General features: G+C 64.1%; 21 protein-coding genes. 7 read left to right on the top strand and 14 right to left on the bottom strand.

Annotated features, from left to right (window positions below):
* Positions 1-152 precede the first annotated feature (152 nt).
* The 9 genes from GTP69_RS12735 to GTP69_RS12695 form a co-directional block, all read right to left on the bottom strand.
* Positions 153-1085 (bottom strand): family 2A encapsulin nanocompartment shell protein, encoded by a 933-nt coding sequence (locus GTP69_RS12735; RefSeq protein ID WP_161055244.1) that lies wholly within the window; start codon positions 1083-1085, stop codon positions 153-155.
* 83 nt (positions 1086-1168) lie between these two features.
* On the bottom strand, positions 1169-1423 hold the full coding sequence (locus GTP69_RS12730; RefSeq protein WP_161055243.1) for a helix-turn-helix domain-containing protein: 255 nt from the start codon (positions 1421-1423) through the stop codon (positions 1169-1171).
* A complete protein-coding gene (gene epsC, locus GTP69_RS12725) occupies positions 1420-2343 on the bottom strand; it encodes a serine O-acetyltransferase EpsC (RefSeq protein ID WP_161055255.1) in 924 nt (307 codons plus the stop codon). Before epsC ends, GTP69_RS12730 begins: the two co-directional genes overlap by 4 nt.
* Before the next feature lie 5 nt (positions 2344-2348).
* The gene (locus GTP69_RS12720; protein WP_229260921.1) at positions 2349-2765 is read right to left on the bottom strand and encodes a rhodanese-like domain-containing protein; all 417 of its coding nucleotides are present in this window, start codon (positions 2763-2765) and stop codon (positions 2349-2351) included.
* A 144-nt stretch (positions 2766-2909) separates the two neighbouring features.
* Positions 2910-4166 carry a c-type cytochrome gene (locus tag GTP69_RS12715; protein WP_229260920.1) on the bottom strand — a complete coding sequence of 419 codons (1257 nt, stop codon included), beginning with the start codon at positions 4164-4166 and terminating at the stop codon, positions 2910-2912.
* Complete coding sequence (locus GTP69_RS12710) at positions 4163-5935, bottom strand: GMC family oxidoreductase (protein ID WP_161055241.1); 1773 nt, start codon at positions 5933-5935, stop codon at positions 4163-4165. The genes GTP69_RS12715 and GTP69_RS12710 overlap by 4 nt, the downstream gene beginning before the upstream one ends.
* Positions 5936-5952: 17 nt before the next feature.
* The gene (locus GTP69_RS12705) at positions 5953-6669 is read right to left on the bottom strand and encodes a gluconate 2-dehydrogenase subunit 3 family protein (protein WP_161055240.1); all 717 of its coding nucleotides are present in this window, start codon (positions 6667-6669) and stop codon (positions 5953-5955) included.
* A 247-nt stretch (positions 6670-6916) separates the two neighbouring features.
* A complete protein-coding gene (locus tag GTP69_RS12700; RefSeq protein ID WP_161055239.1) occupies positions 6917-9061 on the bottom strand; it encodes a S53 family peptidase in 2145 nt (714 codons plus the stop codon).
* A 173-nt stretch (positions 9062-9234) separates the two neighbouring features.
* Positions 9235-10134 (bottom strand): LysR family transcriptional regulator, encoded by a 900-nt coding sequence (locus GTP69_RS12695; protein ID WP_161055238.1) that lies wholly within the window; start codon positions 10132-10134, stop codon positions 9235-9237.
* Positions 10135-10255: 121 nt separating this feature from the next.
* Here GTP69_RS12695 and GTP69_RS12690 point away from each other — a divergent pair, with 121 nt between their 5' ends.
* Positions 10256-10936 carry a type 1 glutamine amidotransferase domain-containing protein gene (locus tag GTP69_RS12690; RefSeq protein ID WP_161055237.1) on the top strand — a complete coding sequence of 227 codons (681 nt, stop codon included), beginning with the start codon at positions 10256-10258 and terminating at the stop codon, positions 10934-10936.
* Positions 10933-11232, top strand: coding sequence for a putative quinol monooxygenase (locus GTP69_RS12685; protein ID WP_161055236.1), 300 nt, complete (start codon positions 10933-10935; stop codon positions 11230-11232). Before GTP69_RS12690 ends, GTP69_RS12685 begins: the two co-directional genes overlap by 4 nt.
* 46 nt (positions 11233-11278) lie before the next feature.
* Here the strand turns inward: GTP69_RS12685 and GTP69_RS12680 are convergent, their stop codons facing one another.
* On the bottom strand, positions 11279-12337 hold the full coding sequence (locus GTP69_RS12680) for a catalase family peroxidase (RefSeq protein WP_202424398.1): 1059 nt from the start codon (positions 12335-12337) through the stop codon (positions 11279-11281).
* Between the two features lie 187 nt (positions 12338-12524).
* Between GTP69_RS12680 and GTP69_RS12675 the strand changes: the two genes are divergently transcribed.
* The 3 genes from GTP69_RS12675 to GTP69_RS12665 are packed head-to-tail and all read left to right on the top strand — an operon-like array spanning position 12525 to position 14396.
* The gene (locus GTP69_RS12675; protein WP_161055235.1) at positions 12525-13220 is read left to right on the top strand and encodes a pirin family protein; all 696 of its coding nucleotides are present in this window, start codon (positions 12525-12527) and stop codon (positions 13218-13220) included.
* Between the two features lie 29 nt (positions 13221-13249).
* Entirely contained in the window at positions 13250-13660 is a 411-nt protein-coding gene (locus tag GTP69_RS12670) for a putative quinol monooxygenase (protein ID WP_161055234.1), read from the top strand.
* 19 nt (positions 13661-13679) lie between these two features.
* The gene (locus GTP69_RS12665; RefSeq protein ID WP_161055233.1) at positions 13680-14396 is read left to right on the top strand and encodes a heavy metal response regulator transcription factor; all 717 of its coding nucleotides are present in this window, start codon (positions 13680-13682) and stop codon (positions 14394-14396) included.
* Here the strand turns inward: GTP69_RS12665 and GTP69_RS12660 are convergent.
* On the bottom strand, positions 14365-15756 hold the full coding sequence (locus tag GTP69_RS12660) for a heavy metal sensor histidine kinase (RefSeq protein ID WP_161055232.1): 1392 nt from the start codon (positions 15754-15756) through the stop codon (positions 14365-14367). The two genes, GTP69_RS12665 and GTP69_RS12660, sit on opposite strands and share 32 nt — an antisense overlap.
* On the bottom strand, positions 15756-16430 hold the full coding sequence (locus GTP69_RS12655; protein WP_161055231.1) for a heavy metal response regulator transcription factor: 675 nt from the start codon (positions 16428-16430) through the stop codon (positions 15756-15758). The genes GTP69_RS12660 and GTP69_RS12655 overlap by 1 nt, the downstream gene beginning before the upstream one ends.
* A gap of 199 nt (positions 16431-16629) precedes the next feature.
* Between GTP69_RS12655 and GTP69_RS12650 the strand changes: the two genes are divergently transcribed.
* Positions 16630-16947, top strand: a complete 318-nt coding sequence (locus GTP69_RS12650; protein ID WP_161055230.1) for a CzcE family metal-binding protein — start codon at positions 16630-16632, stop codon at positions 16945-16947.
* Between the two features lie 12 nt (positions 16948-16959).
* Entirely contained in the window at positions 16960-18042 is a 1083-nt protein-coding gene (locus GTP69_RS12645) for a porin (protein ID WP_161055229.1), read from the top strand.
* On the opposite strand, the gene GTP69_RS12640 is transcribed toward GTP69_RS12645, so the two are convergent.
* Both GTP69_RS12640 and GTP69_RS12635 read right to left on the bottom strand, forming a co-directional pair.
* Entirely contained in the window at positions 18043-18825 is a 783-nt protein-coding gene (locus GTP69_RS12640) for a 3-hydroxybutyrate dehydrogenase (RefSeq protein WP_161042976.1), read from the bottom strand.
* Between the two features lie 36 nt (positions 18826-18861).
* Positions 18862-19428, bottom strand: coding sequence for a carboxymuconolactone decarboxylase family protein (locus GTP69_RS12635; protein ID WP_161055228.1), 567 nt, complete (start codon positions 19426-19428; stop codon positions 18862-18864).
* Positions 19429-19473: the final 45 nt, after the last annotated feature.

Here is a 19473-nt window from a genome sequence, read left to right as displayed (position 1 = left end):
CCCGGCTGCGCCCAGCGCAGGCGAAGCCGATGCCCCCGGCGACGCCTGGAACAGCTCGTTGGCCAGCCGCGCCAGCGCCGCCGGATCGAACGGTGCGCCGGCCGGCGCTGACGCCACCGGCAGAGAAGGAGTTGGATGGCTCACGGCGCGCCTTATTTATAGGTGTCTGGATAGTCGTGGTACTTGCCGATTTCCACGTCATCGAGCACGGCCAGCGCGTCCGGCGTCAGCACCGCCAGCGAGCAGTACAGCGAAATCAGGTAGGACGAAATCGCGTGGTTGTTGATGCCCATGAAGCGCACCGACAGGCCCGGACTCTGTTCGCCCGGCAAACCCGGCTGGAACAGGCCGACCACGCCCTGGCGCTTGTCGCCCACGCGCAGCAGGATGATCTTCGACTTGCCATCGGCCACCGGCACCTTGTCCGACGGAATCAGCGGAATGCCGCGCCAGGTGATGAACTGCGAGCCGAACAGGCTGATGGTCGGCGGCGGCGTGCCGCGGCGGGTCGCCTCGCGGCCAAACGCGGCGATCGCCAGCGGATGGGTCAGGAAGAAGGCCGGCTCTTTCCACACCTTGGTCAGCAGTTCGTCCAGATCGTCCGGCGTCGGCGCACCGGTCAGCGGGAAGATGCGTTGCTCATCGGTTACTTGCGCCAGCAGGCCGTAATCCGGGTTGTTGATCAGCTCGGATTCCTGGTTTTCCTTGATCGTTTCGATGGTCAGGCGCAGTTGTTCCTTGATCTGGTCATGCGGGCTGCTGTACAGATCGGACACGCGGGTATGCACGTCGAGGATGGTCGAGACGGCATTGAGGAAAAACTCGCGCGGATGTTCTTCGTAATCGACATAGGTGCGCGGCAGCTGGTTCTCTTCCTCGCGCGCGGTGCAGGTGACCTTGATCGCTTCCGGATTCTTCACCTGGTTGAGGCGGTAGATACCGGCCTCGACCGGCACCCATTGCAGCAGATGGGTCAGCCAGCGCGGGCTGATGGTCGACAGCTGGGGAGCGGTCTTGGTTGCGTTTGCTAATTGCCGCGCGGCGTTATCGCCCAGCGCCGTGGTCCCACCAACTGTTGCCGACATCGTGACTCCGATCTGAATTAGTTAAAGAAAGTAACTGGAATAGTGTGCGGTGCCAGCCGCCCGGGCTCAACAGGCTATAGCCATCAAGCCGACGCGGTCTGACGTAAATTCTCGCCATGCGTCAGCAGCGCCGCCGGCGACAGGTTGAGAGCGGCCGACAGTTTCTCCACCGTCAGCAGCGAGGCGATCACCACACCGCGCTCGATTTCGCCGATGTAGGAACGGTTGAGGTTGGAGTTTTCCGCCAGCCGCTCCTGCGACCAGCCCTGCGCCTCGCGCAGTTGCCGCACGCCGAGGCCGAAGCTGCGTGCCAGCGCGCACGACACGCCGGTACTCATGCGGCACCAATGCCGTTGGCGAAAGCACCCTCGCGCGACTCGGCCTGCGCCACGCGGCCGCCGGCTGGCACGTCATGTGTCAGCCACACATTGCCGCCGATGACGGCGCCCTTGCCCAGCGTGATACGGCCGAGGATGGTGGCGCCGGCGTAGATCACCACGTCGTCTTCCACCACCGGGTGGCGCGGCAAACCTTTTTGCAGATTGCCCTCGGCGTCGGTGGGGAAGCGCTTGGCGCCCAAGGTCACCGCCTGATAGACGCGCACCCGCTCGCCGATGACGGCGGTCTCGCCGATCACCACGCCGGTGCCATGGTCGATGAAGAAGCCGGCGCCGATCTGCGCGCCGGGATGGATGTCGATGCCGGTCGCGCTGTGCGCCAGCTCGGCAACGATGCGCGCCAGCAGCGGCAAGCCCAGCGTGTAGAGCTGGTGCGCCAGCCGGTAATGAATCATCGCCAGCACGCCGGGATAGCACAGCAGCACCTCATCGACACTGCGCGCGGCCGGATCGCCCTGGTAGGCGGCCAGCACATCGCTATCGAGCAAGGTACGGATGGCGGGCAAGGCGGCGGCAAAGGCGCGCACCGCGGCCAGCGCCGCTTCATCAACTGGACGGCCGGCCTCGCCGCGCAAGTTGGCGTTGTAGGCAAGCTCCCGCTTCACTTGATGCAGCAAGGCGTGCAGCGAGGCATCGAGAGCGTGGGCGACGTGGAAGTTTTCGCTTTCCTGGCGCAGGTCGGGCGGCCCCAGGCGCATCGGGAACAGCACGCCCTTCAGGCAATCGAGGATGGAGGACAAGGCATCGCGCGATGGAAACTCGCGGTTGCCGGCTTCGCTGTTGCGGCTCTGGGCCTGGCGCCAGCTGTGGCGCGCGTCGTGCAGCGATTGCACGATGCCGCTGATGTCGAAGGTGGCCATGGGCGTCAGTCCTGTATCCATGGCAGGCTGTGGAAGCGCCAGCCGTCGGCCTTGCCGCGATGTTGCTGCGCATCGATTTCGCCTTCAAAACCTTCCAACACATTGAAGACCTTGGTCAGGCCGGCCTTGGCCGCCGCCTCCGCCGCCAGCAGCGAACGCTTGCCGCTGCGGCACAGCAGCAGCGCCACCGTATCCTTGCCGCCGATCTTGGCTTCCAGCTCGCGGGCGAAGCGGGGATTGCGGGTCAGCGCGGTGCCGGTGGCCCACGGCACGTGCAGGCTGTTCGGCACATGGCCGACGAATTTACGCTCCTCGGCGGTGCGCACATCGACCAGCAAGGCGCGGCCGCTGGAAAACAACTCCCACGCGACGGCGGGCGGCACGCCGCCGGCAGACGGCAGATCGGGTACAGGTTCTGACATGAAACACCTTTGTGCGTTGATGGCGATAGACGCCAGCATACGATTCGTTAATGTGAAACAAAACGAATAAAAACGACTTCACAAAGGCGAAAAGCTTATAAGGCAGGCACTCGCCGGCGCGTGCCGGGCGAGTGTGAGTGAGGCTTATTGAATTGCTTTGGCGCGGATCTTGGCGACGTCGCGTTCGGAAACGCTGTCGGCGCTGTTGCTCCAGCCCTGGCGCAGGAAGGTCGCCAGCGAGGCGACTTCGGCATCGCTCAAGCGGCGCGAGAAGCCTGGCATCACCAGGATCGACGGCGCCTTCTCGGTCGATGGCGTGCGCGCGCCGTGCAGCACCACGTTGACCAGCGCGGTCGGATTGTCCGCATTGATCACGGTCGCTCCATCCAGCTCAGGGAACACGCGGCTGGCCCCCTTGCCGTTCACAAAGTGACAGGCGGCACAGTTGTCCAGGTACAGGCGTTCGCCCAGCGTCAGGTTGACGGCGGCCGTCAGCTTGCGCGCGGTTTCTTCCTTGCCCTGCGGCTTGACGGCCGGACCGCGTGGCGGCACCGGCGTCAACTGCTTGAGGTAGGCCGCCACCGCTTGCAGATCGGCGTCCTGCAGCTGCGAGGTGCTGTGCTCGACCACCGACGTCATCTCTCCCGCCACCGCAGAACCGTGGTTGCGGCCGGTTTGCAGGTAGTCGACGATCTGCGCTTCGCTCCAGCGCGGCAGGCCGCGCAGCGATGGCACCGGCCAGTCGTTCAGCTCACCGCCGGCGAGGAATTTCTCCTGGCCGCTGTTGCCGGCTTTCTCGTTCATCGCGAAGCCGCGCGGCGTGTGACAGCTGGAGCAGTGACCCAGGCCTTCCACCAGATACGCGCCCTGCGTGACCTTGTCGCTCCAGCCGGCTTGCGCCACGAACGGTTTGGTGTCGGCAAACAGGTAGTTCCACACGCCCATGCCCCAGCGCATATTGAACGGGAAGTTCATCTTGGTAGCCGGCGGGTCATACGCTGCCGGCTTCACGCCCGACTGGAAGAACGCGTACAGCGCCTTGATGTCGGCATCGTTGACCTTGGCGTAGCTGGTGTACGGCATGGCCGGATACAGGTGCGTGCCATCGGCGCGCACGCCCTTGCGCACGGCGTCGGCGAATTGCTTCTCCGAATACGTGCCGATGCCGTGCTGCTTGTCCGGCGTGATGTTGGTCGAGTAAATGATGCCGTGGCCGCTGTCGATGGCCAAGCCGCCGGCAAACGCCGGCTTGCCGGCCGCGCTGTGGCAGGCGATACAGTCACCGGCGCGCGCCAGGTATTCGCCGCGCTGAATCAACGCTTGATCAGGCGCCGCGTTGGCAGCGGCGCCGGCCAGCGCCAGCACTGCCGTGGTGAGGAATTGCGTCAGTTTGTTCATCATACTTGCACCAGCGGGCCAGGGTTTTTCAGGTATTGGTTCTTGATCGCTTCCGCGGCAAACAGCGTGATGGCGCCGATGGTCGCGGTGGGATTGGCCTGGAAGTTCTGCGGGAAGGCATTACCGCCCGGCACGAACACGTTGTGCACGTCCCACGATTGCAGGTAGCGGTTCAGCGCCGAGTCGCGCGGCGAATCGCCCATGATGGCGCCGCCCACGTTGTGGGTCGACACGTACTTGGTGATGTCCCAGTGCGAATCCAGCGCCAGGAAGTTTTCGCTGATCGAGTCCGGGCCCAGTTCCTTGGCAATGCCCAGCACGATGTCGCGCAGATAGCGTTGCAGTTTCAGTTCGTTCTGGCGCCAGTCGAAAGTCATGCGCAGCAGCGGCTGGCCCCAAGGATCCTTGTAGTTCGGATCGAGGTCCAGGTGGTGGCCACGGTACGACTGACAGGTGGTGGTGATGCCGATTTTCATCGAGCGGCCATACCAGTCGACCATGCCTTCTTTCCAGCCCTTGCCCCAGCCTGGCGTGCCCTTCGGCAGCGAGGTGCCGATCGGTGCGCCGGTCGCTTGCGAGCTGTGGATCTTGGCGCCGCCGATGAAACCCAGTTTGATGCCGTCTTCAAAGTTGCCGGGCGAGATGTCGTTGAACATTTCGCCGGTGGCGCCGGCGGTGGCGAACGGGTTGAAGTGCTTGTCCTTGAAGAACAGCGTCGCGTCGCCATTGCTCAGGAAGGCGTAGTTGCGGCCGATGGTGCCGGTCTCGGTCAGCGGATTGTAGATCTGGCCGATACCCGACAACATCATCAGGCGCACGTTGGCGAACTGGAAGCTGGACAGGATGACGATCTTGGCCGGCTGGAACACTTCATTCTTGTTCTCGTCGATATAGGTCACGCCCTTGGCGGTCTTCTTGTCGGCATGCAGGTCGACGCGGATGACGTTGGCGTTGGCGCGGTAGCTGAAGTTCGGCATGCGCTTGACCACGTCCAGGATGGTGGTCTGCGGCGAGGCTTTCGAATAGTTCAGGCACGGGTACTTGGAGCAGTAGCCGCAGTAGTTGCACGGCGCCAGCTGTGCGCCGTACGGGTTGGTCCACGCCTGCGAGACGTTGGCCGACGGATTCGGGAACGGATGGTAGCCCATCTTTTTCGCGGTGGCCGCGAACAGCGAGCTGTTGTAGGTGTCGTGCAGCGCCGGCAGCGGATACGGGCTGGAACGCGGGCCTTCGAACGGATCGCCGCCCGGCTGGATCACGCCCTTCAGGTTGCCGGTGTTGCCGGACAGGCCGCAGATCTTGTCGAACTTGTCGTAGAACGGTTCGATCTCATCCCAGGTGAACGGGAAGTCCTTGATGCGCATGTCCGGGTCCAGCGAGCCGCGCTTGTAGGCGTGGTCGGCGTAGGTCTTGAGCTTGAGGTCGGTGGTGGTAGGGCGGATCAGCACGCCGGTCCAGTGCAGGCCGGAGCCGCCGACACCGGTGCCGGGCGCAAACGCGCCCCACTTGCGGGTCGGCAGCGCGGTTTCGCTGTCGTTGTAGCGCACCGTCAGCGCGGCGTCGCGCGGGGTGGCGAACACCTTGTTCTTGATCGCGTAGGCGTACTGGTCGGCTGGTTTCGGGTAGGCGAAATCTTCCGGCGGACGGTCCGGGCCGCGCTCCAGCGCGCGTACTTTCAGACCTTCTTTGGCCAGTTCGATGGCCATGATGGAGCCGGCCCAACCGAGGCCGACGATGACGACGTCTACTTCGTCGTTAGTGATGTTTGGCATTTTTAACTTTCTTCTTTTTAAGCACGCTTGCCGCTGACGCTGACCGGACCCAACGGGTACTTCACGTTGTGCTGGTCGACCCATTCCGTGTATGCCGCGCGGGCGCCGGGGAAGCCGATCGCCACCCAGGCCTTCATGTCCTTGTTGCCGCCGTACATAGGGTCGGCCAGATAGCCGTTCTTGGCGTCGCCCAGCATCTGGTTGAAGAACGACGACGCCTTCAGGCCCGGTTCGCCGAGGTCGGCAAACACGATCTCGTTCTTTTGCAGCGCGGTCAGCAGGGCGTCCTTGTCGGCCGGCGCCAGTTGCTCGAACGGCTTGCCGTGTTTCTGCTGCGCGACTTGCTGCGCCAGCTTGATACCGGTACGGTAGGACTGCTGCGGCGTGAAGGTGCCCTGGAAGCCCAGCGTCGGCGGCGCGTCGGTCTTGTGCGGACCGGCCATGTAGACATCGTCGCCGAGGCCGTTGTGCAGCTGCTGGTCGATGAACACCGGCACATTGGTTTCCAGCGCGCCGGGACCACGGCCTTCGGCCGGAATCAGGCGGTCGCAGGCGGCCAGCAGGAATTGCCATTCGGCTGCCGAGAAGAAGACAGGCTGGTACTGCGCCAGTTCAACGCCTTCCAGGCCGTCGGCGCGGGCAGCGCGGTAGACCGGCACGGAAACGAGAGGAACGGCCGCTGCAGTCGCCATGAGTATCGTCCGGCGAGACGGACTGAATTTGTCTTTGGACATAGGTAGCGTGTAGTGAGAGTGAGGAGGACAGCCCCGTCAACAGGCGCTGCTTACTGCTTAATTTATTACTTGTTAATAGTACATATATGTAATTATGGCCTGACCAAAACACAATTGGTCAGACCAATTATTGCAGAACTATAACAGAATGTAGCGCTGTCCGCAGACCCCCGCCATCCCGCTTTGGGAGGGACAGACGTAAAAAAGCCCGGCGCGAGGCCGGGCTGGAGCTGAGTGCTGGTGCGGCTTAGCGGGCGTTCACCGTCACTGGGACCGAGAGCGAAGCGCTGGCGCCGTTGCCGTCGGTGGCGACCACTTTGAGCGTATAGCTGCCGGTCTGCGGCGAGGCCCAGTTGGCCACAATCTGCATGCCACTGACCTGGAAGCTCATGCCCAGCGGTGCGCCGGAGATGCTGACCGAGATCGATTTGCTGGTGGCGTCGCTGATGCTGATGGTGCCGCTCAGCGCGCGGCCGGCGACGCCGCTCATGGTGGTGGCCTTGATGACCGGGCCGCTGCCGGCGGTGGTCGTGGTGGTAGTAGTAGTCGTGCTGGTGGCAGCCGCAATCGTCACCGTGTACACGCCCTGGCCGCTCAAGCCGGTCTTGCTGTCCTTGGCGGTGACGGTCACGCTATAGGTGCCGGCCACCGGCGTCGCCCAACTGACTACGCCGGCGCTGCTGATGCTCATGCCGGACGGCGCGCCGCTCAGCGTGTAGGTCACCGCATTGCTGGCGGTCACCGCCACGGTAAAGCTCAACGCAGTGCCGGCCTTGCCGCTGATGCTGGCGGCGGCAACCACCGGCGCGGTCTGCACCGTCAAACCGGACAAGGTCGACAGCAGCGCGGTGGCGTTCGGCGTGCCCAGGCCGGTGGCCTGATCGTAGCCGACTTCGCCGCTACAGGCCGAGCACGTACCGTGGCTGCCCTTGGTGATATCGGCGAACGTACTGGCGTAAGTGCCCGGCACGGTGGAGATATTGGTGTACAGCGCCACATGCGGCGCACCCAGCGCGGCCTTGCCGTTGACGGCGCGCAGCGCATTGCTGACGGCGATCAGGCCGGCCCATTGCGGCGTCGCCAGGCTGGTGCCGCCGACGCTGGCCCACTTGACGGTGGTGCTACCGGAGGCGATCACGGCTACGTACTGGCCGCTGTTAGGGTCGGCGTTGAAGGCGACGTCGGCCACCGTGCGGCGCACCGCGCTGCCCATGCCGGGCACGGCAGTGCTTTGATAGCTAGGCGTCGCCACATACGCACTGACGCCGCCGCCGGTGCTGGACCACACCACTTCCGAGCGGGTGCCGCCGGTGTAGGTCAGCGTGGTGCCGCCCACCGCCAGCACTTTGGCCGACGACGACGGCCACGATACGGCGGCGCCGGAGTCGCCGGTGGCAGCCAGATAAGTCATGCCGCTGGCCGCGAACGCGCTCTCGGCCGAACTGGTGCCGCTGCTCTCGCTGCCGCCAAAGCTCATCGACACAATCCCCGGCCCCATTGCGTTGGCCAGCTTGATGCCGCCCAGCAGGTTGTTGTAGCTGGAGCTGGATGCTTCGATCAGCACGATGCGCGCCAGCGGCGCGGTGGCGTGGGCCCACTGCACGTCCAGCGCAATCTCGGTGGCCCAGCCGGAATCATAGGTCGGCGCGGTGGCGGTCATGCCGCCGGCAGCGGTGCTGTACACCACCGACAGTTCGCAGGCCGACGACGACGCGGTCGCCAGCGGCAGGCTGGCTGTGGTGGCCACCGTTTTGGTGGTGCAGGCTGGCAGGCTGAATTTGGTGTTGAACGCGGACAGCTCGGCTGCCACGTTCGGATTGTGCTGGGCGTCGACGATGTAGATGGTCTGGCCTGCGCCGAGCTGGGCTGCCTGCGCGGCGGTCAGGCCGGTGTAGCTGGCCGGCAGCGTCGGCAGGCCGTAAGCGGCGCGGATCTGCGCCGGCGTGTAGGTCGCCACCGTGGTGGTGGTGGCCAGCGGCGCGGCGCTGCTGTCGGTGCTGCTGGCGCTGTCGGCGGCGCTCAGGCTACGGGCCGCTTGCACCTGGCGCAAGCCTTGCAGCGTCAGGCGGCGCGAGCTGATGCCACGAAATTCGGTCGGCACGGTTTGCGTATGCACGGTGGCTGGCGCGGCCGCGTCGGCGGCGGCGTCAGTCGGCGTCTCCAGCAACACCGGCGCCATGTGGAACGCCGGCACCGCCAACTGCTGCGCATCGGCTTCCGGCAACGTGGCCGGATCAAGCTGCAGGATGGTGGTGGCAGTGGCCAGCGGCGCGGCCTGCAACTGGGCTGTATTGGCCGTGCTATCGGTGGTGCTGCCGCCGCAGGCGCTCAGCAATGCGGCGATGCAGGTCAGCGGTACAGCTAAACGACTGTGGCGGGAAAACAGGGACATGGCGGTCTCGCAGGAAAAGCAGAAGGGGTCAGCAAATACTATCAAATTCCCACATGGAAACAAATTACCGGAAGGAAATTATCACCCAAATACCACGTAAATTCATGTAAAGCTGTTAACTGGCTGCCATGATTGCCCTACTTTGATTATCTCTCCGGAAATGTTCCCCTTGCTCATCCCTCGTCCGGCCCTGCCGCCAGCAGGAAATCGCGCAGCAGCCGGGCGCTGGGGCCGATGCGCTGCGAGTGGACCAGAAAAATCTCCAGCGCCGCGGTCTCAACCTCCGGCAACACCCGCACCAGGTCGCCCGAAGCCAGCAGCGCGGCGGCGTCATACGCCGGCAGGCGCGCGATACCGTCGCCGGCCAGCACAAACGCCAGCCGCGACGCTGCGCTGTCGGTCACCACGTCGCCACGCACCGGCACCTGGATCTCCTTGCCGTCGACGCGCACCGTCAGGCCGCGCTGGGTGGGCGGATAGACCACCCAGCGATGCTGCTCCAGTTCGGCCGTGGTCAGCGGCGCGCGGTAGCGGCGCAGATAGGCCGGCGATGCGCACAGCATGGTCGGCTCGCGCACCAGCCGCCGCGCCACCAGCGACGAATCCGGCAACGGCCCGGCCCGCACCGCCAGCTCGATACCCTGCTGCACCAGGTCGACATTGGCGTCGTTCATCGACACATGCAGCCGGATGGCCGGATAGCGGCGGCGGAATTCCAGCAGCGCCGGCAGGATGCGCTTGCTGCCGAAGTGGTGCGAACAGGTGATGCGCACCTCGCCGCGCGGCTCGGCCCGCAGCAACTCCATGCCGCGAATACCATCGTGCGCCTCGTCCAGCAGCCTTTCGCAATGCACGCGGAAAGCTTCGCCGGCCGGCGTCAGGCTGAAGCTGCGGGTACTGCGCTGCGCCAGCGGCACGCCCAGCTTGGCTTCCAGCGCGCGGATGTGATGGCTGACCACGGCGCGGGTCAGGCCTAGCGCACGCGCGGCGGCGGCAAAACTGCCGCTGCGCACCACGGTGGCAAACACCGCCATGGCCCGCAATTCATCGAGGATCGGTGACGGGTCACTCATGATTGTATTAATTTTTTTGACATTGCGTCATCCTAGCAGTATCTACCGGGACGGGCCAGACACTCCTATAGTTAGTTCAACCGCGACGCACTGCGGACAATAAACCAAACAGGAGCTTGCCATGACTACCAAACACGTATTGTTTATTTTGACAAACGCCGCTGAAATCGGCCCACACAAACGCGCCACCGGCTATTTCTTCCCGGAAGTCGCCCACCCATACGAAGTGCTGGACCACGCCGGCATTGCAGTGGAATACGCCTCGCCGCTGGGCGGTGCGATTCCCGAAGACGGCTATGACGCCGCCGACCCGTCGCAACTGGCGTTCCGCAACAGCGCCGCCATCCGCCGCCTGAACCACAGCCGCAAGCTGTCGGAAGTGGATGTGCGCGACTATGACGCCATCTTCTTCCCAGGCGGCCTGGGCCCGATGGTCGACATCGCCCAAGACGCCGACGTCAAAGCCGCCGTGCTGCGCGCCTGGAATGCCGGCAAGATCGTCGCCGCCGTCTGTCACGGTCCGGCCGCCCTGCTCGGCGTCAAGCTGGACGACGGCACGCCGCTGGTCTACGGCCGCAAGCTGACCTCGTTCTCGAATGACGAAGAAGCCGGCTACGCCCAGGCCGACGTGCCGTTCAACCTGGAAACCGCGCTGCGCGCTGAAGGCGCCGATTTTTCCGCCGCCGCCGTCTGGCAGGAAAACGTGGTGGTCGATGGCCGCCTGATCACCGGCCAGAATCCGGGTTCCAGCAGCGCCATGGCGCAGGAAATCGTCAAAGCCCTGCAAGGAGCAGCGCAATGAGCGCCGGGGTGATCACGGTGGTGGCGCGCTGGCAGCCGGCCGACGGCAACCTCGGCGAGGTGATGGCGATCCTGGCCGAAGTGCGGCCGCAGACGCTGGCCGAACCAGGCTGCCTCGGCTACGAAATCTACCGGGGCGTCGATTCGCCGCACAGCCTGCTGCTGCTGGAACACTACCGCGACGACGCGGCACTGGAAGCGCACCGCCAGTCCGCCCACTACCAGTCGCTGGTGGTCGGCCGCGCCGTGCCGCTGCTGGCCTCGCGACAAGTCGAGCTGCTGCAAGCTAAAGCCTGATGGCTGAAGCATGGCCCAGCCGGGACAACGGCGGGGCCGCTTGCGTTCAGCCTTCGCTCTGGCGCCGCGCGTACGAATAGGCGTAGGACGGCGAGCGGAACAGCAGGATCGGATCTTCGGTCGGCAGGATGCCGTCCGCCATCACCAGCGGGTCGAAATTGATGCGGTTGCTGGCGGCGGTTTCCGGTGGCGCGGCCGAGGTCAGCGTCAGCGTGCCGACGTTGATTTCCTTGCGCTCCTTCGGCCACAGCACGGTCGGATCGGTTTCCGAATCGCCCGGTTCGCCGATGGCCACCAGCATGTCCCACTTGACCGGCCCGTGCTTGAGGCGCTCGGTTAGCGCCGCGTACAGGAAATCATCCGGCGCCGACGCCATTTCCGCATCGCTCAGGCTTTTCTCGCCATCGCGCGGCACAAAGCGCCAGCGCACCAGCGTAACATGATTCGCCTTGTTGACGAACTTGAAGGTATGGATGCCGTAGAAAGCACTGTTGGCATAGCTCGGCGGCGGATTGTGCTCGGTCAGGAACATGGTTTGCGATGCGGCGTCCGGATGAGTGGCGTTGAACGCCTTGACCTTCTCCGGCATCGGCTTGCCGGTGGCCGGGTCCGGCTTGACGGCGGCAAACTTGGCAATGAAGGTGGCCGGCATGCGGGCGAAAAACATCGGCGTATTCAGCATGGTGATGTGATGCATGCCGCCGTCCGGCAGACGGAACTCCAGCCCCAGTCCGCGCGTGCTTTTCTCCTTGTCCTCCACCTTGGGATTGCCGCCGGCGATGGAGAAGCGCGCCACCACATCAATCGGCGCCCCCGAAAACAGCAGCGAACGCGAGTACGGCGCCGCCGCCGCCGGATTGCCGACAAAGGTGCCCATCGCGCCGATGCCTTTGGTATGGTTGCGCCGCTGGCCTTTGTGCGTGCCATACGTGCCTTCCAGCGTATCGATGGCTTTCTCGGCGGTCGCCGCCGCTGCCTCATCCGGCGCGGCGGGACTAGCCAGCGCGGCCGCGCCGGAAGCGGCAAAAGTGCCGGCCACGGACAAGCGCACAGCCTGAAGCAGGGTATTCCTGCGGTGTAAATTTTCCGGTGTATCAGCCATCATTTTCTCCTTGGGTTAATTAGTCCCCACTATAAAAACCAGAGGGTGACCAAGCCATGACGCAAGGATTACAAATAGATGACAGCAGAACGCGTTTATTGTGCAGCTACATGGATAGTGATTCCACTTTCTCCCAATTTACACAGCGGGCTGCACAAAATACACTGGATTCCTCGTTAGTGAGGAATCCATGCTTTTACATCGCCGCTACAAGTCGCTCGACCGCAATACCCTGCCCTGGCTGCGCGCCAGCTACCATTTCCGCGTCGATCCCCAAGGCAACCCGGAGCACAGCGCGCTCGGCCCGCTCTACGTCTGGAACGATGATGAGGTAGCCGTCGGCGCCGGCTTCCCCATGCATGGCCACCGCGCGGTGGAAATCGTCAGCTACGTGCGCCATGGCGTGCTCCAGCACCGCGACAGCCTCGGCTCCGAAGGACTGCTGCACGGCGGCGAAGTGCAGGTGATGAGCGCCGGCACCGGCATCCGCCATGCGGAAGCCAACCACGGCAAGGTGCCGCTGCGGCTGTACCAGATCTGGCTGAAACCGCGCACGCCGGACGCCGAGCCGCGCTGGGAAACGCGGCCTATTCCGCGCGAGCCGGGCAACGGCTTCACGGTGCTGGCCAGCGGCCTGCCCGGCGACGAGGCGGCGCTGCCAATCAACGCCGACGCCCGCGTGCTGAGCGCCATGCTGAAGGCCGGCGACTACCTGCGCCATCCGCTCGGCCTGGCACGCCAGGCCTATCTGGTGGTGGCGTCCGGCCGCATCGACATCGACGGCGAAATCATGACGATGGGCGACGGCGCGGTGATCCTCGGCGTCGAAGCCACGCACATCATCGCCCTGCAGGACAGCGAGCTGGTGATGGTGGAAGTCGCTTAACCCAACCGTTTTACTTCAAAGGAGCAACAATGAACACCACCGAAAGCACCAACTACAGCGCCCAATTTCCCGACCACGGCCAGTCCGTCGCCGACCATGACAAGAATCTGCCGACCCAGATCGTGGTGGCGGCCTACTACCGCGTCCATCCCGACGACCGCCAGACCTTCATCGACGCCGTGATCCCGGACATGACGGCGGCGCGCAAGATGCCGGGCTGTATCTATTACGCGTTTGCGCCGGACCTGACCGATCCGAACGCCTTCCATCTGGTGGAAGGCTGGGCCGACGAGGCCGCCTACCTGCACCATGAGCAGGCCGCGACCTTCCTGACCGCGCTGTCCACCGTGGTGCAGAACGTCCGCATCCTCGACCGCCAGGGCGTGCGCTACGACGTCGCCCGCCAGCACCTGGACGATCCGCGCGCGCAAGTCGGCTGAGTCACTGCGGCCGCCTCCGATGAAAATCCTGGTGATCGAAAATGACCCCAGGACCGGCGACTATCTGCGTGCCGGCCTGGACGAATCGGGCTATGTGGTCGATCTGGCCCGCAACGGCCAGGACGGCCTGCACCTGGCCACCACCCTGCACTACGACCTGATCCTGCTGGACGTGAGCATGCCCGGCATGGACGGCTGGGAAGTGATGCGGCAGCTTGGCCCGTCGCCGGCCGCGCCGGTGATTTTCCTGTCGGCGCGCGACGAGCTGGCCGACCGCCTCAAGGGCCTGGAACTGGGCGCCGAAGACTACCTGGGCAAGCCGTTTTCCTTCGCCGAACTGCTGGCGCGCATCCGCGTCGCGCTGCGCCGAAACAACCACGGCCGGCCGGAAGACGGTTTGCGCATCGCCGACCTGCATGTCGATGTGCTGACGCGGCGGGTAACCCGCGCCGGCCAGCGGCTTACGCTGACCAACCAGGAATTCACGCTGCTGACCTTCTTCGTCGAGCACCAGGGACTGGCGTTGTCGCGCTCGCTGATCGCCTCGCGCGTCTGGGACATGAACTTCGACAGCGACACCAACGTGGTCGACGTCGCCGTGCGCCGCCTGCGCCAGAAGATCGACGCGCCGTTTGCCATGCGCCTGATCCATACCGTGCACGGCGTTGGCTACCGCTGCGAAGCTGAGACCGAGGCCGCGCCGCTTACGCCGGCTCGTGCGGAAAGCGCAGTGTAAAGCGGGTCACGCCATCCTGGCTGGTGGCCTGCCAGCGTCCCTGGTGCAGGGTCATGATGCTGCGCACGATCGACAGCCCCAGGCCGCTGGACGTCGCCGAATCGGCACGGGCCGGATCGGCACGGTAGAAGCGGTCGAAGATGCGCGCCAGGTGCTGCGGCGGAATGGTCGGGCCACGGTTTTCGACGCTAAGGTCGATGCCGCCGGCATGCGCCACTGCCGACAGCACAATGATCGATCCCGGCTCGGCATAGCGCACCGCGTTGGCCATCAAGTTGCCCAGTGCGCGCCGCAGCAAGGTCTGGTCGGCCCAGACGATGCCGTCGCCATGCAACGCAATGCGCACCTCGCGCTCCTCGGCCACGCCCTCGAAATAATCGACCATGCGCTCCATTTCATCGGCCAGCGGCAGGCGCTTGCGGGCGATGGCGTTGTCCGCGTTCTCGGCGCGCGCCAGGAACAGCATGTTGTCAGTCATCTTGGATAGCCGCTGCAATTCCTCAAAATTGGAACCCAGCAGTTTCTCGTAGTAGGCGACGTCGCGCTTCTGGCCCAGCGCCACTTCGGTCTGGCCCAGCAGATTGCCGATCGGCGTGCGCAAGTCATGCGCCATGTCGGCCGAGACCTGGCTCAGTTGCGTGAAGCTGCGATCCAGCCGGTCCAGCATGCCGTTGAAGCCGTCGATCAGCGGCGCCAGTTCGCGCGGCGCGTCCTGCGCGTCGATGCGGGTCGACAGGTTGCGCACGCCGATGCCGGCGGTCTGGCGTGCCACCGCCCGCAGCGGTCGCAGCCCGCGCCGCGCGCCCCACCAGGCCAGGCAGGCCAGCAGGAGGGCCGCGCTCGACGCCACCAGCAGGATCTCGTTGCGATATGCCTTCAATACGCGGCTGCGTTCTGTCATCAAGCGGCCGGCGACGATTTCCAGGTCTTGCGGCGAGCCGGAAATGGCGGTCGAGATGGCCAGCACTGAAAACGGGATGCCATCGCGTTCCTGCGCATGCTGGACGTCGGTCAGCGCCAGCGGCGAACTGGTCCGCACCGGCATCACCACCGGCACCGGCGTGCGGCTGGGATTCACCTCGATCAGCGGCGCCTGTCCGGCAAAGCGCAGCACCAGCAAGGCTTCGCGATTGCCCAGCATATTGGCGAACAGTTGCGGCTTCTGGTGAATCAGCGAAATCAGGTCGGCCTCCTGTAGCAGCGTGCGGATCTGTTCCACGCGGGCGACCAGCGCGGCATCGTCGCGGTCGGCCAATTGTCGCGCCAGCGATTTGTACAGCACCGCGCCAACCGCCGCCAGCACCGCAAACGACAGGCAGGCGAACAGCAGCGCCAGACGGGCGGCGAGTGAGCGACGCATCACGCCTCCGCTTCGCAGCGATAGCCGACGCCGTGCACGGTCTGGATCAGGCGCTTGGCGAAGGGTTCGTCGATCTTCTGGCGCAGGCGGCGCACCGCCACATCCACCACATTGGTGTCGCTGTCGAAGTTCATGTCCCACACGCGCGAGGCGATCAGGGAACGGGACAGCACTTGTCCCTGGTTCTGCACAAAGAACTGCAACAGCGCGAATTCCTTGTTGGTCAGCGTGATGCGTTGATCGCCGCGCACCACGCGGCGCTTCGGCACGTCGATCTCCAGATCGGCGATGCGCAGCATATCGTCCGCGCGCTGCTGGCTGCCGCGACGCAGGGCGACACGAATGCGCGCCAGCAGTTCCGCAAATGAAAACGGCTTGACCAGATAATCTTCCGCACCGAGCTCCAGTCCCTTGAGCTTGTCCTCCAGCGTGCCGCGCGCCGTCAGGAACAGCACCGGCACGCCGGCCGATTTATCCAGCTGGCGCATCACGTCCCAGCCATCCATCTCCGGCATCATCACATCCAGCAAGATCAGGTCGTAGCGGAATTCGTGCGCCATGTGCAGGCCGTCCTTGCCGTTGCAGGCCAGGTCCACCACGTAGCCGGATTCTGTCAGGCCGGTGCGCAGGTATTCGCCGGCCTTGGGTTCGTCTTCTATCACCAGGATTTTCATGATCAGTCCTTGTTGCAATCCAAAGCCTGACTTTAGTCGCAGCCGGGGGACAGCAATCTGACAGAGATATGACAATTCGGTCATTTTCGCTGCCATCTTTCTGCAATGATGGCGTCATGAATTTGTAATGGCAGCGTCATGCTGGTGTCAGCGGCGGTTCTCTACACTGGCTCCATTCTCAACGCAAAGGAGCCATGCCATGAACACCCTGAAAAACACCCTGTTTGCCCTGACTATCGCCACCGCCGCCATCAGCGCTGCCCATGCTGCCGACTACGGCCAAGTGGTCGGTAACAATTACAGCGATCGCGTCATCAACCTCGACGCAGGCACCAGGTACGTCAATGTGACGAACGGTGAGACTGTGCAGTTCGTCCAGCAAGGCAAAAGCTTCACCTGGCACTTCGACACCTACCCGAACGTGACCGAAGTGGATCTGAAAAAGATTGCGCCAGCCGGCTTCGACGCAGGCGCGATTGAAGTCTACGTCGCCAGCAACCCGCTGTACCGCGGCTAAGCGAGGGCGCCTATGAAGAAGAAATTATTCGGCGTGGTGGCGCTGGGCGCCATCGCCGCTGGCGCACAAGCGCAATCGAACGTGCAGGTCTACGGCATCATCGATGCCGGCGTGGTGGCGGAACGTGGCGGCGCGGCCGGTAACCTGGACAAGGTGACCAGCGGCGTCGGTTCGGCCTCCCGCCTGGGCTTCAAAGGTAACGAGGATCTGGGCGGCGGACTGAGTGCGCTGTTTATCCTGGAGTCCGGCGTTAAGGTGGATACGGGCGAATCCGATGCCGCTGGTTCCATCGCCAACCGGCAGTCGCTGGTGGGCCTGAATAGCCGCGATTACGGCATGCTGACGCTGGGCCGTCAGAAGACCACCATGTACAAGGCCTTGGGCGAAGTCGGCGATCCATTCGGCCTGGGCTATGCGGGCAGCGCCAAGAACCTGTTCCCGCTGGCCGGACCGAATACGCGCACCAGCAACACCATTGCTTACGCGATGCCATCGCTATACGGCTTTTCCGGCGAAGCCACCTACAGCCTGGGTGAACAGCAGGGCGACCAGTCGGCCGGCCGCCAGTACGGCGCGGCGCTGGCCTACAGCAATGGCGACCTGAACGCGCGCCTGGTCTACAACAACCGCAACAGCGACAGCGTGGTGCCAGGCGCCGCGACGGTATCGCATGACCTGGGCCACAACGCGCTATTCGTCGCCAACTACGATTTTCATATCGTGAAAGCGTTCTTTGCGTTCGGCCAGGATAAGGGCTTCAACAGCGCGGTGCTGCCGGTGGCCAACGCCTACGGTTACAAGGATGCGCCCAAGCCGACCACCGACAGCCGCGATCTGCTGATCGGCGCCACCATCCCGGTGGGTGCGCGCGGCACGGTCATGACGTCCTATCTGCACAAGGACGACCGTCAATGGCATCAGGACGCCAGCCAGTTGGCGCTTGGTTACTCGTATGCGTGGTCACGTCGTACCAGCACCTATCTGGCCTACGCCAAGATCAACAACCGCAACGGTGCTGGCTATACGGTGGGCAACGACACCGAGGCTGGCAGCGGCAATGCCGCCTTCAACCTGGGCGTGCGGCACGTGTTTTGATTACTGCATGAACCAGCCGTGGCTGACCACGATCGATTGACCGGTCAGCGCGTTGGTCGGGAAACCGGCCAGGAACAGCGCGGTTTGCGCGACATCGTCGACGGTGGTGAATTCGCCGTCGACGGTTTCCTTCAGCATCACATTCTTGACCACTTCATCTTCCGTGATGCCCAGTTCCTTGGCTTGCTCGGGGATCTGTTTCTCCACCAGCGGGGTGCGCACGAAGCCGGGGCAGATGACGTTGGCGCGCACGCCGTGGGCGGCGCCTTCCTTGGCTACGGTCTTGCACAGGCCGACCAGGCCGTGCTTGGCGGTCACGTACGGGGCTTTCAGCTTCGACGCTTCTTTCGAGTGCACCGAACCCATGTAGATGATGCTGCCACCGCGTTTTTGCTCGTACATCAGGCGCAGGCAGGCGCGCGTGGTCAGGAAGGCGCCGTCGAGGTGAATCGCCAGCATTTTCTTCCAGTCGGAGAACGCGAAGGTGTCCACCGGCGCGACGATCTGGATGCCGGCGTTGGACACCAGCACGTCAATGCCGCCCAGCTTGGCCGCTGCGTCGGCGATGCCGGCATCGACCTGTTCTTCATTGGTGACATCCATCGCCACCGCGATCACGCGTTCGCCCGACGGGTCGAGTTCCTTGGCGGCCGCCTGCGCCGATGCCAGGTTCAGGTCGGCGATGACGACCTTGGCGCCGTTCTTGAAAAATACCGTGGCGATTTCCTTGCCGATGCCGCTGGCGGCGCCGGTAACAACAGCAACTTTGTCTTGAATACTCATGATGTTCCTTCAAAAGAGATGTTAGGGGAGACTCGTTTATTCGCGTTCCGGCACCGGCACGTTGAAACCGTTCAACGTGGTCGAGACCAGCGCATACAGGCCGACCAGATAGATTAACTCATTCGTGCCATGTTGGCCGAAGGTTGCGATGGCCAGCCGGTACAGCGGCTCCGGCAGCACGCCGCCGCGACTCAGCGCATACGAGAAATCGAAGGCGATATTTTCCTCCTTCGACAAATCGGTAGGCTTCAGGTCCGCCACCAGCGCCGCCAGGCGCTCGGGCGACATGCCCTCCTTCTCGGCCACCGCCACATGAGCGTACAGCTCGTAGGCAGCGTCGTAGCGCGCGCCGACCACCAGGATGGCAATCTGCCGCACGTTATCGGGCAGAACGGCATTGGCGGTCATGGCCAATGTCAGATCCCAGATCGCCTTGCCGATAGCCGGCTCGTGCAGCCATGGATTCCATGGGCCCATCAAGGCGCCGTCTTCGCGCTCCACCTGGAACGCATTGAAGTTGCTGGCGATGCCTTTGCGCATGCTGTCGTACAGGGATTTTTGCTCGGTGCTCAGTTCAGATGGGGGGATCAGTGGCAGTCGCATGGTTTCCTCGTGTAAAGGGTGTTACCTCGGGAAGTGATTTTGTCA

Source organism: Duganella levis (assembly GCF_009857605.1).
GTDB classification, from domain to species: Bacteria; Pseudomonadota; Gammaproteobacteria; order Burkholderiales; family Burkholderiaceae_D; genus Rugamonas; species Rugamonas levis.
The sequence above is the reverse complement of the archived record's forward strand: the minus strand, read 5'-3'. Positions and strand labels throughout refer to the sequence as shown.

Coding starts and splice junctions, on each gene's coding strand:
- GTP69_RS12735 (WP_161055244.1), bottom strand. CDS start 1,085: ATGTCGGCAACAGTTGGTGGGACCACGGCGCTGGGCGATAACGCCGCG.
- GTP69_RS12730 (WP_161055243.1), bottom strand. CDS start 1,423: ATGAGTACCGGCGTGTCGTGCGCGCTGGCACGCAGCTTCGGCCTCGGC.
- epsC (WP_161055255.1), bottom strand. CDS start 2,343: ATGGCCACCTTCGACATCAGCGGCATCGTGCAATCGCTGCACGACGCG.
- GTP69_RS12720 (WP_229260921.1), bottom strand. CDS start 2,765: ATGTCAGAACCTGTACCCGATCTGCCGTCTGCCGGCGGCGTGCCGCCC.
- GTP69_RS12715 (WP_229260920.1), bottom strand. CDS start 4,166: ATGATGAACAAACTGACGCAATTCCTCACCACGGCAGTGCTGGCGCTG.
- GTP69_RS12710 (WP_161055241.1), bottom strand. CDS start 5,935: ATGCCAAACATCACTAACGACGAAGTAGACGTCGTCATCGTCGGCCTC.
- GTP69_RS12705 (WP_161055240.1), bottom strand. CDS start 6,669: ATGTCCAAAGACAAATTCAGTCCGTCTCGCCGGACGATACTCATGGCG.
- GTP69_RS12700 (WP_161055239.1), bottom strand. CDS start 9,061: ATGTCCCTGTTTTCCCGCCACAGTCGTTTAGCTGTACCGCTGACCTGC.
- GTP69_RS12695 (WP_161055238.1), bottom strand. CDS start 10,134: ATGAGTGACCCGTCACCGATCCTCGATGAATTGCGGGCCATGGCGGTG.
- GTP69_RS12690 (WP_161055237.1), top strand. CDS start 10,256: ATGACTACCAAACACGTATTGTTTATTTTGACAAACGCCGCTGAAATC.
- GTP69_RS12685 (WP_161055236.1), top strand. CDS start 10,933: ATGAGCGCCGGGGTGATCACGGTGGTGGCGCGCTGGCAGCCGGCCGAC.
- GTP69_RS12680 (WP_202424398.1), bottom strand. CDS start 12,337: ATGATGGCTGATACACCGGAAAATTTACACCGCAGGAATACCCTGCTT.
- GTP69_RS12675 (WP_161055235.1), top strand. CDS start 12,525: ATGCTTTTACATCGCCGCTACAAGTCGCTCGACCGCAATACCCTGCCC.
- GTP69_RS12670 (WP_161055234.1), top strand. CDS start 13,250: ATGAACACCACCGAAAGCACCAACTACAGCGCCCAATTTCCCGACCAC.
- GTP69_RS12665 (WP_161055233.1), top strand. CDS start 13,680: ATGAAAATCCTGGTGATCGAAAATGACCCCAGGACCGGCGACTATCTG.
- GTP69_RS12660 (WP_161055232.1), bottom strand. CDS start 15,756: ATGCGTCGCTCACTCGCCGCCCGTCTGGCGCTGCTGTTCGCCTGCCTG.
- GTP69_RS12655 (WP_161055231.1), bottom strand. CDS start 16,430: ATGAAAATCCTGGTGATAGAAGACGAACCCAAGGCCGGCGAATACCTG.
- GTP69_RS12650 (WP_161055230.1), top strand. CDS start 16,630: ATGAACACCCTGAAAAACACCCTGTTTGCCCTGACTATCGCCACCGCC.
- GTP69_RS12645 (WP_161055229.1), top strand. CDS start 16,960: ATGAAGAAGAAATTATTCGGCGTGGTGGCGCTGGGCGCCATCGCCGCT.
- GTP69_RS12640 (WP_161042976.1), bottom strand. CDS start 18,825: ATGAGTATTCAAGACAAAGTTGCTGTTGTTACCGGCGCCGCCAGCGGC.
- GTP69_RS12635 (WP_161055228.1), bottom strand. CDS start 19,428: ATGCGACTGCCACTGATCCCCCCATCTGAACTGAGCACCGAGCAAAAA.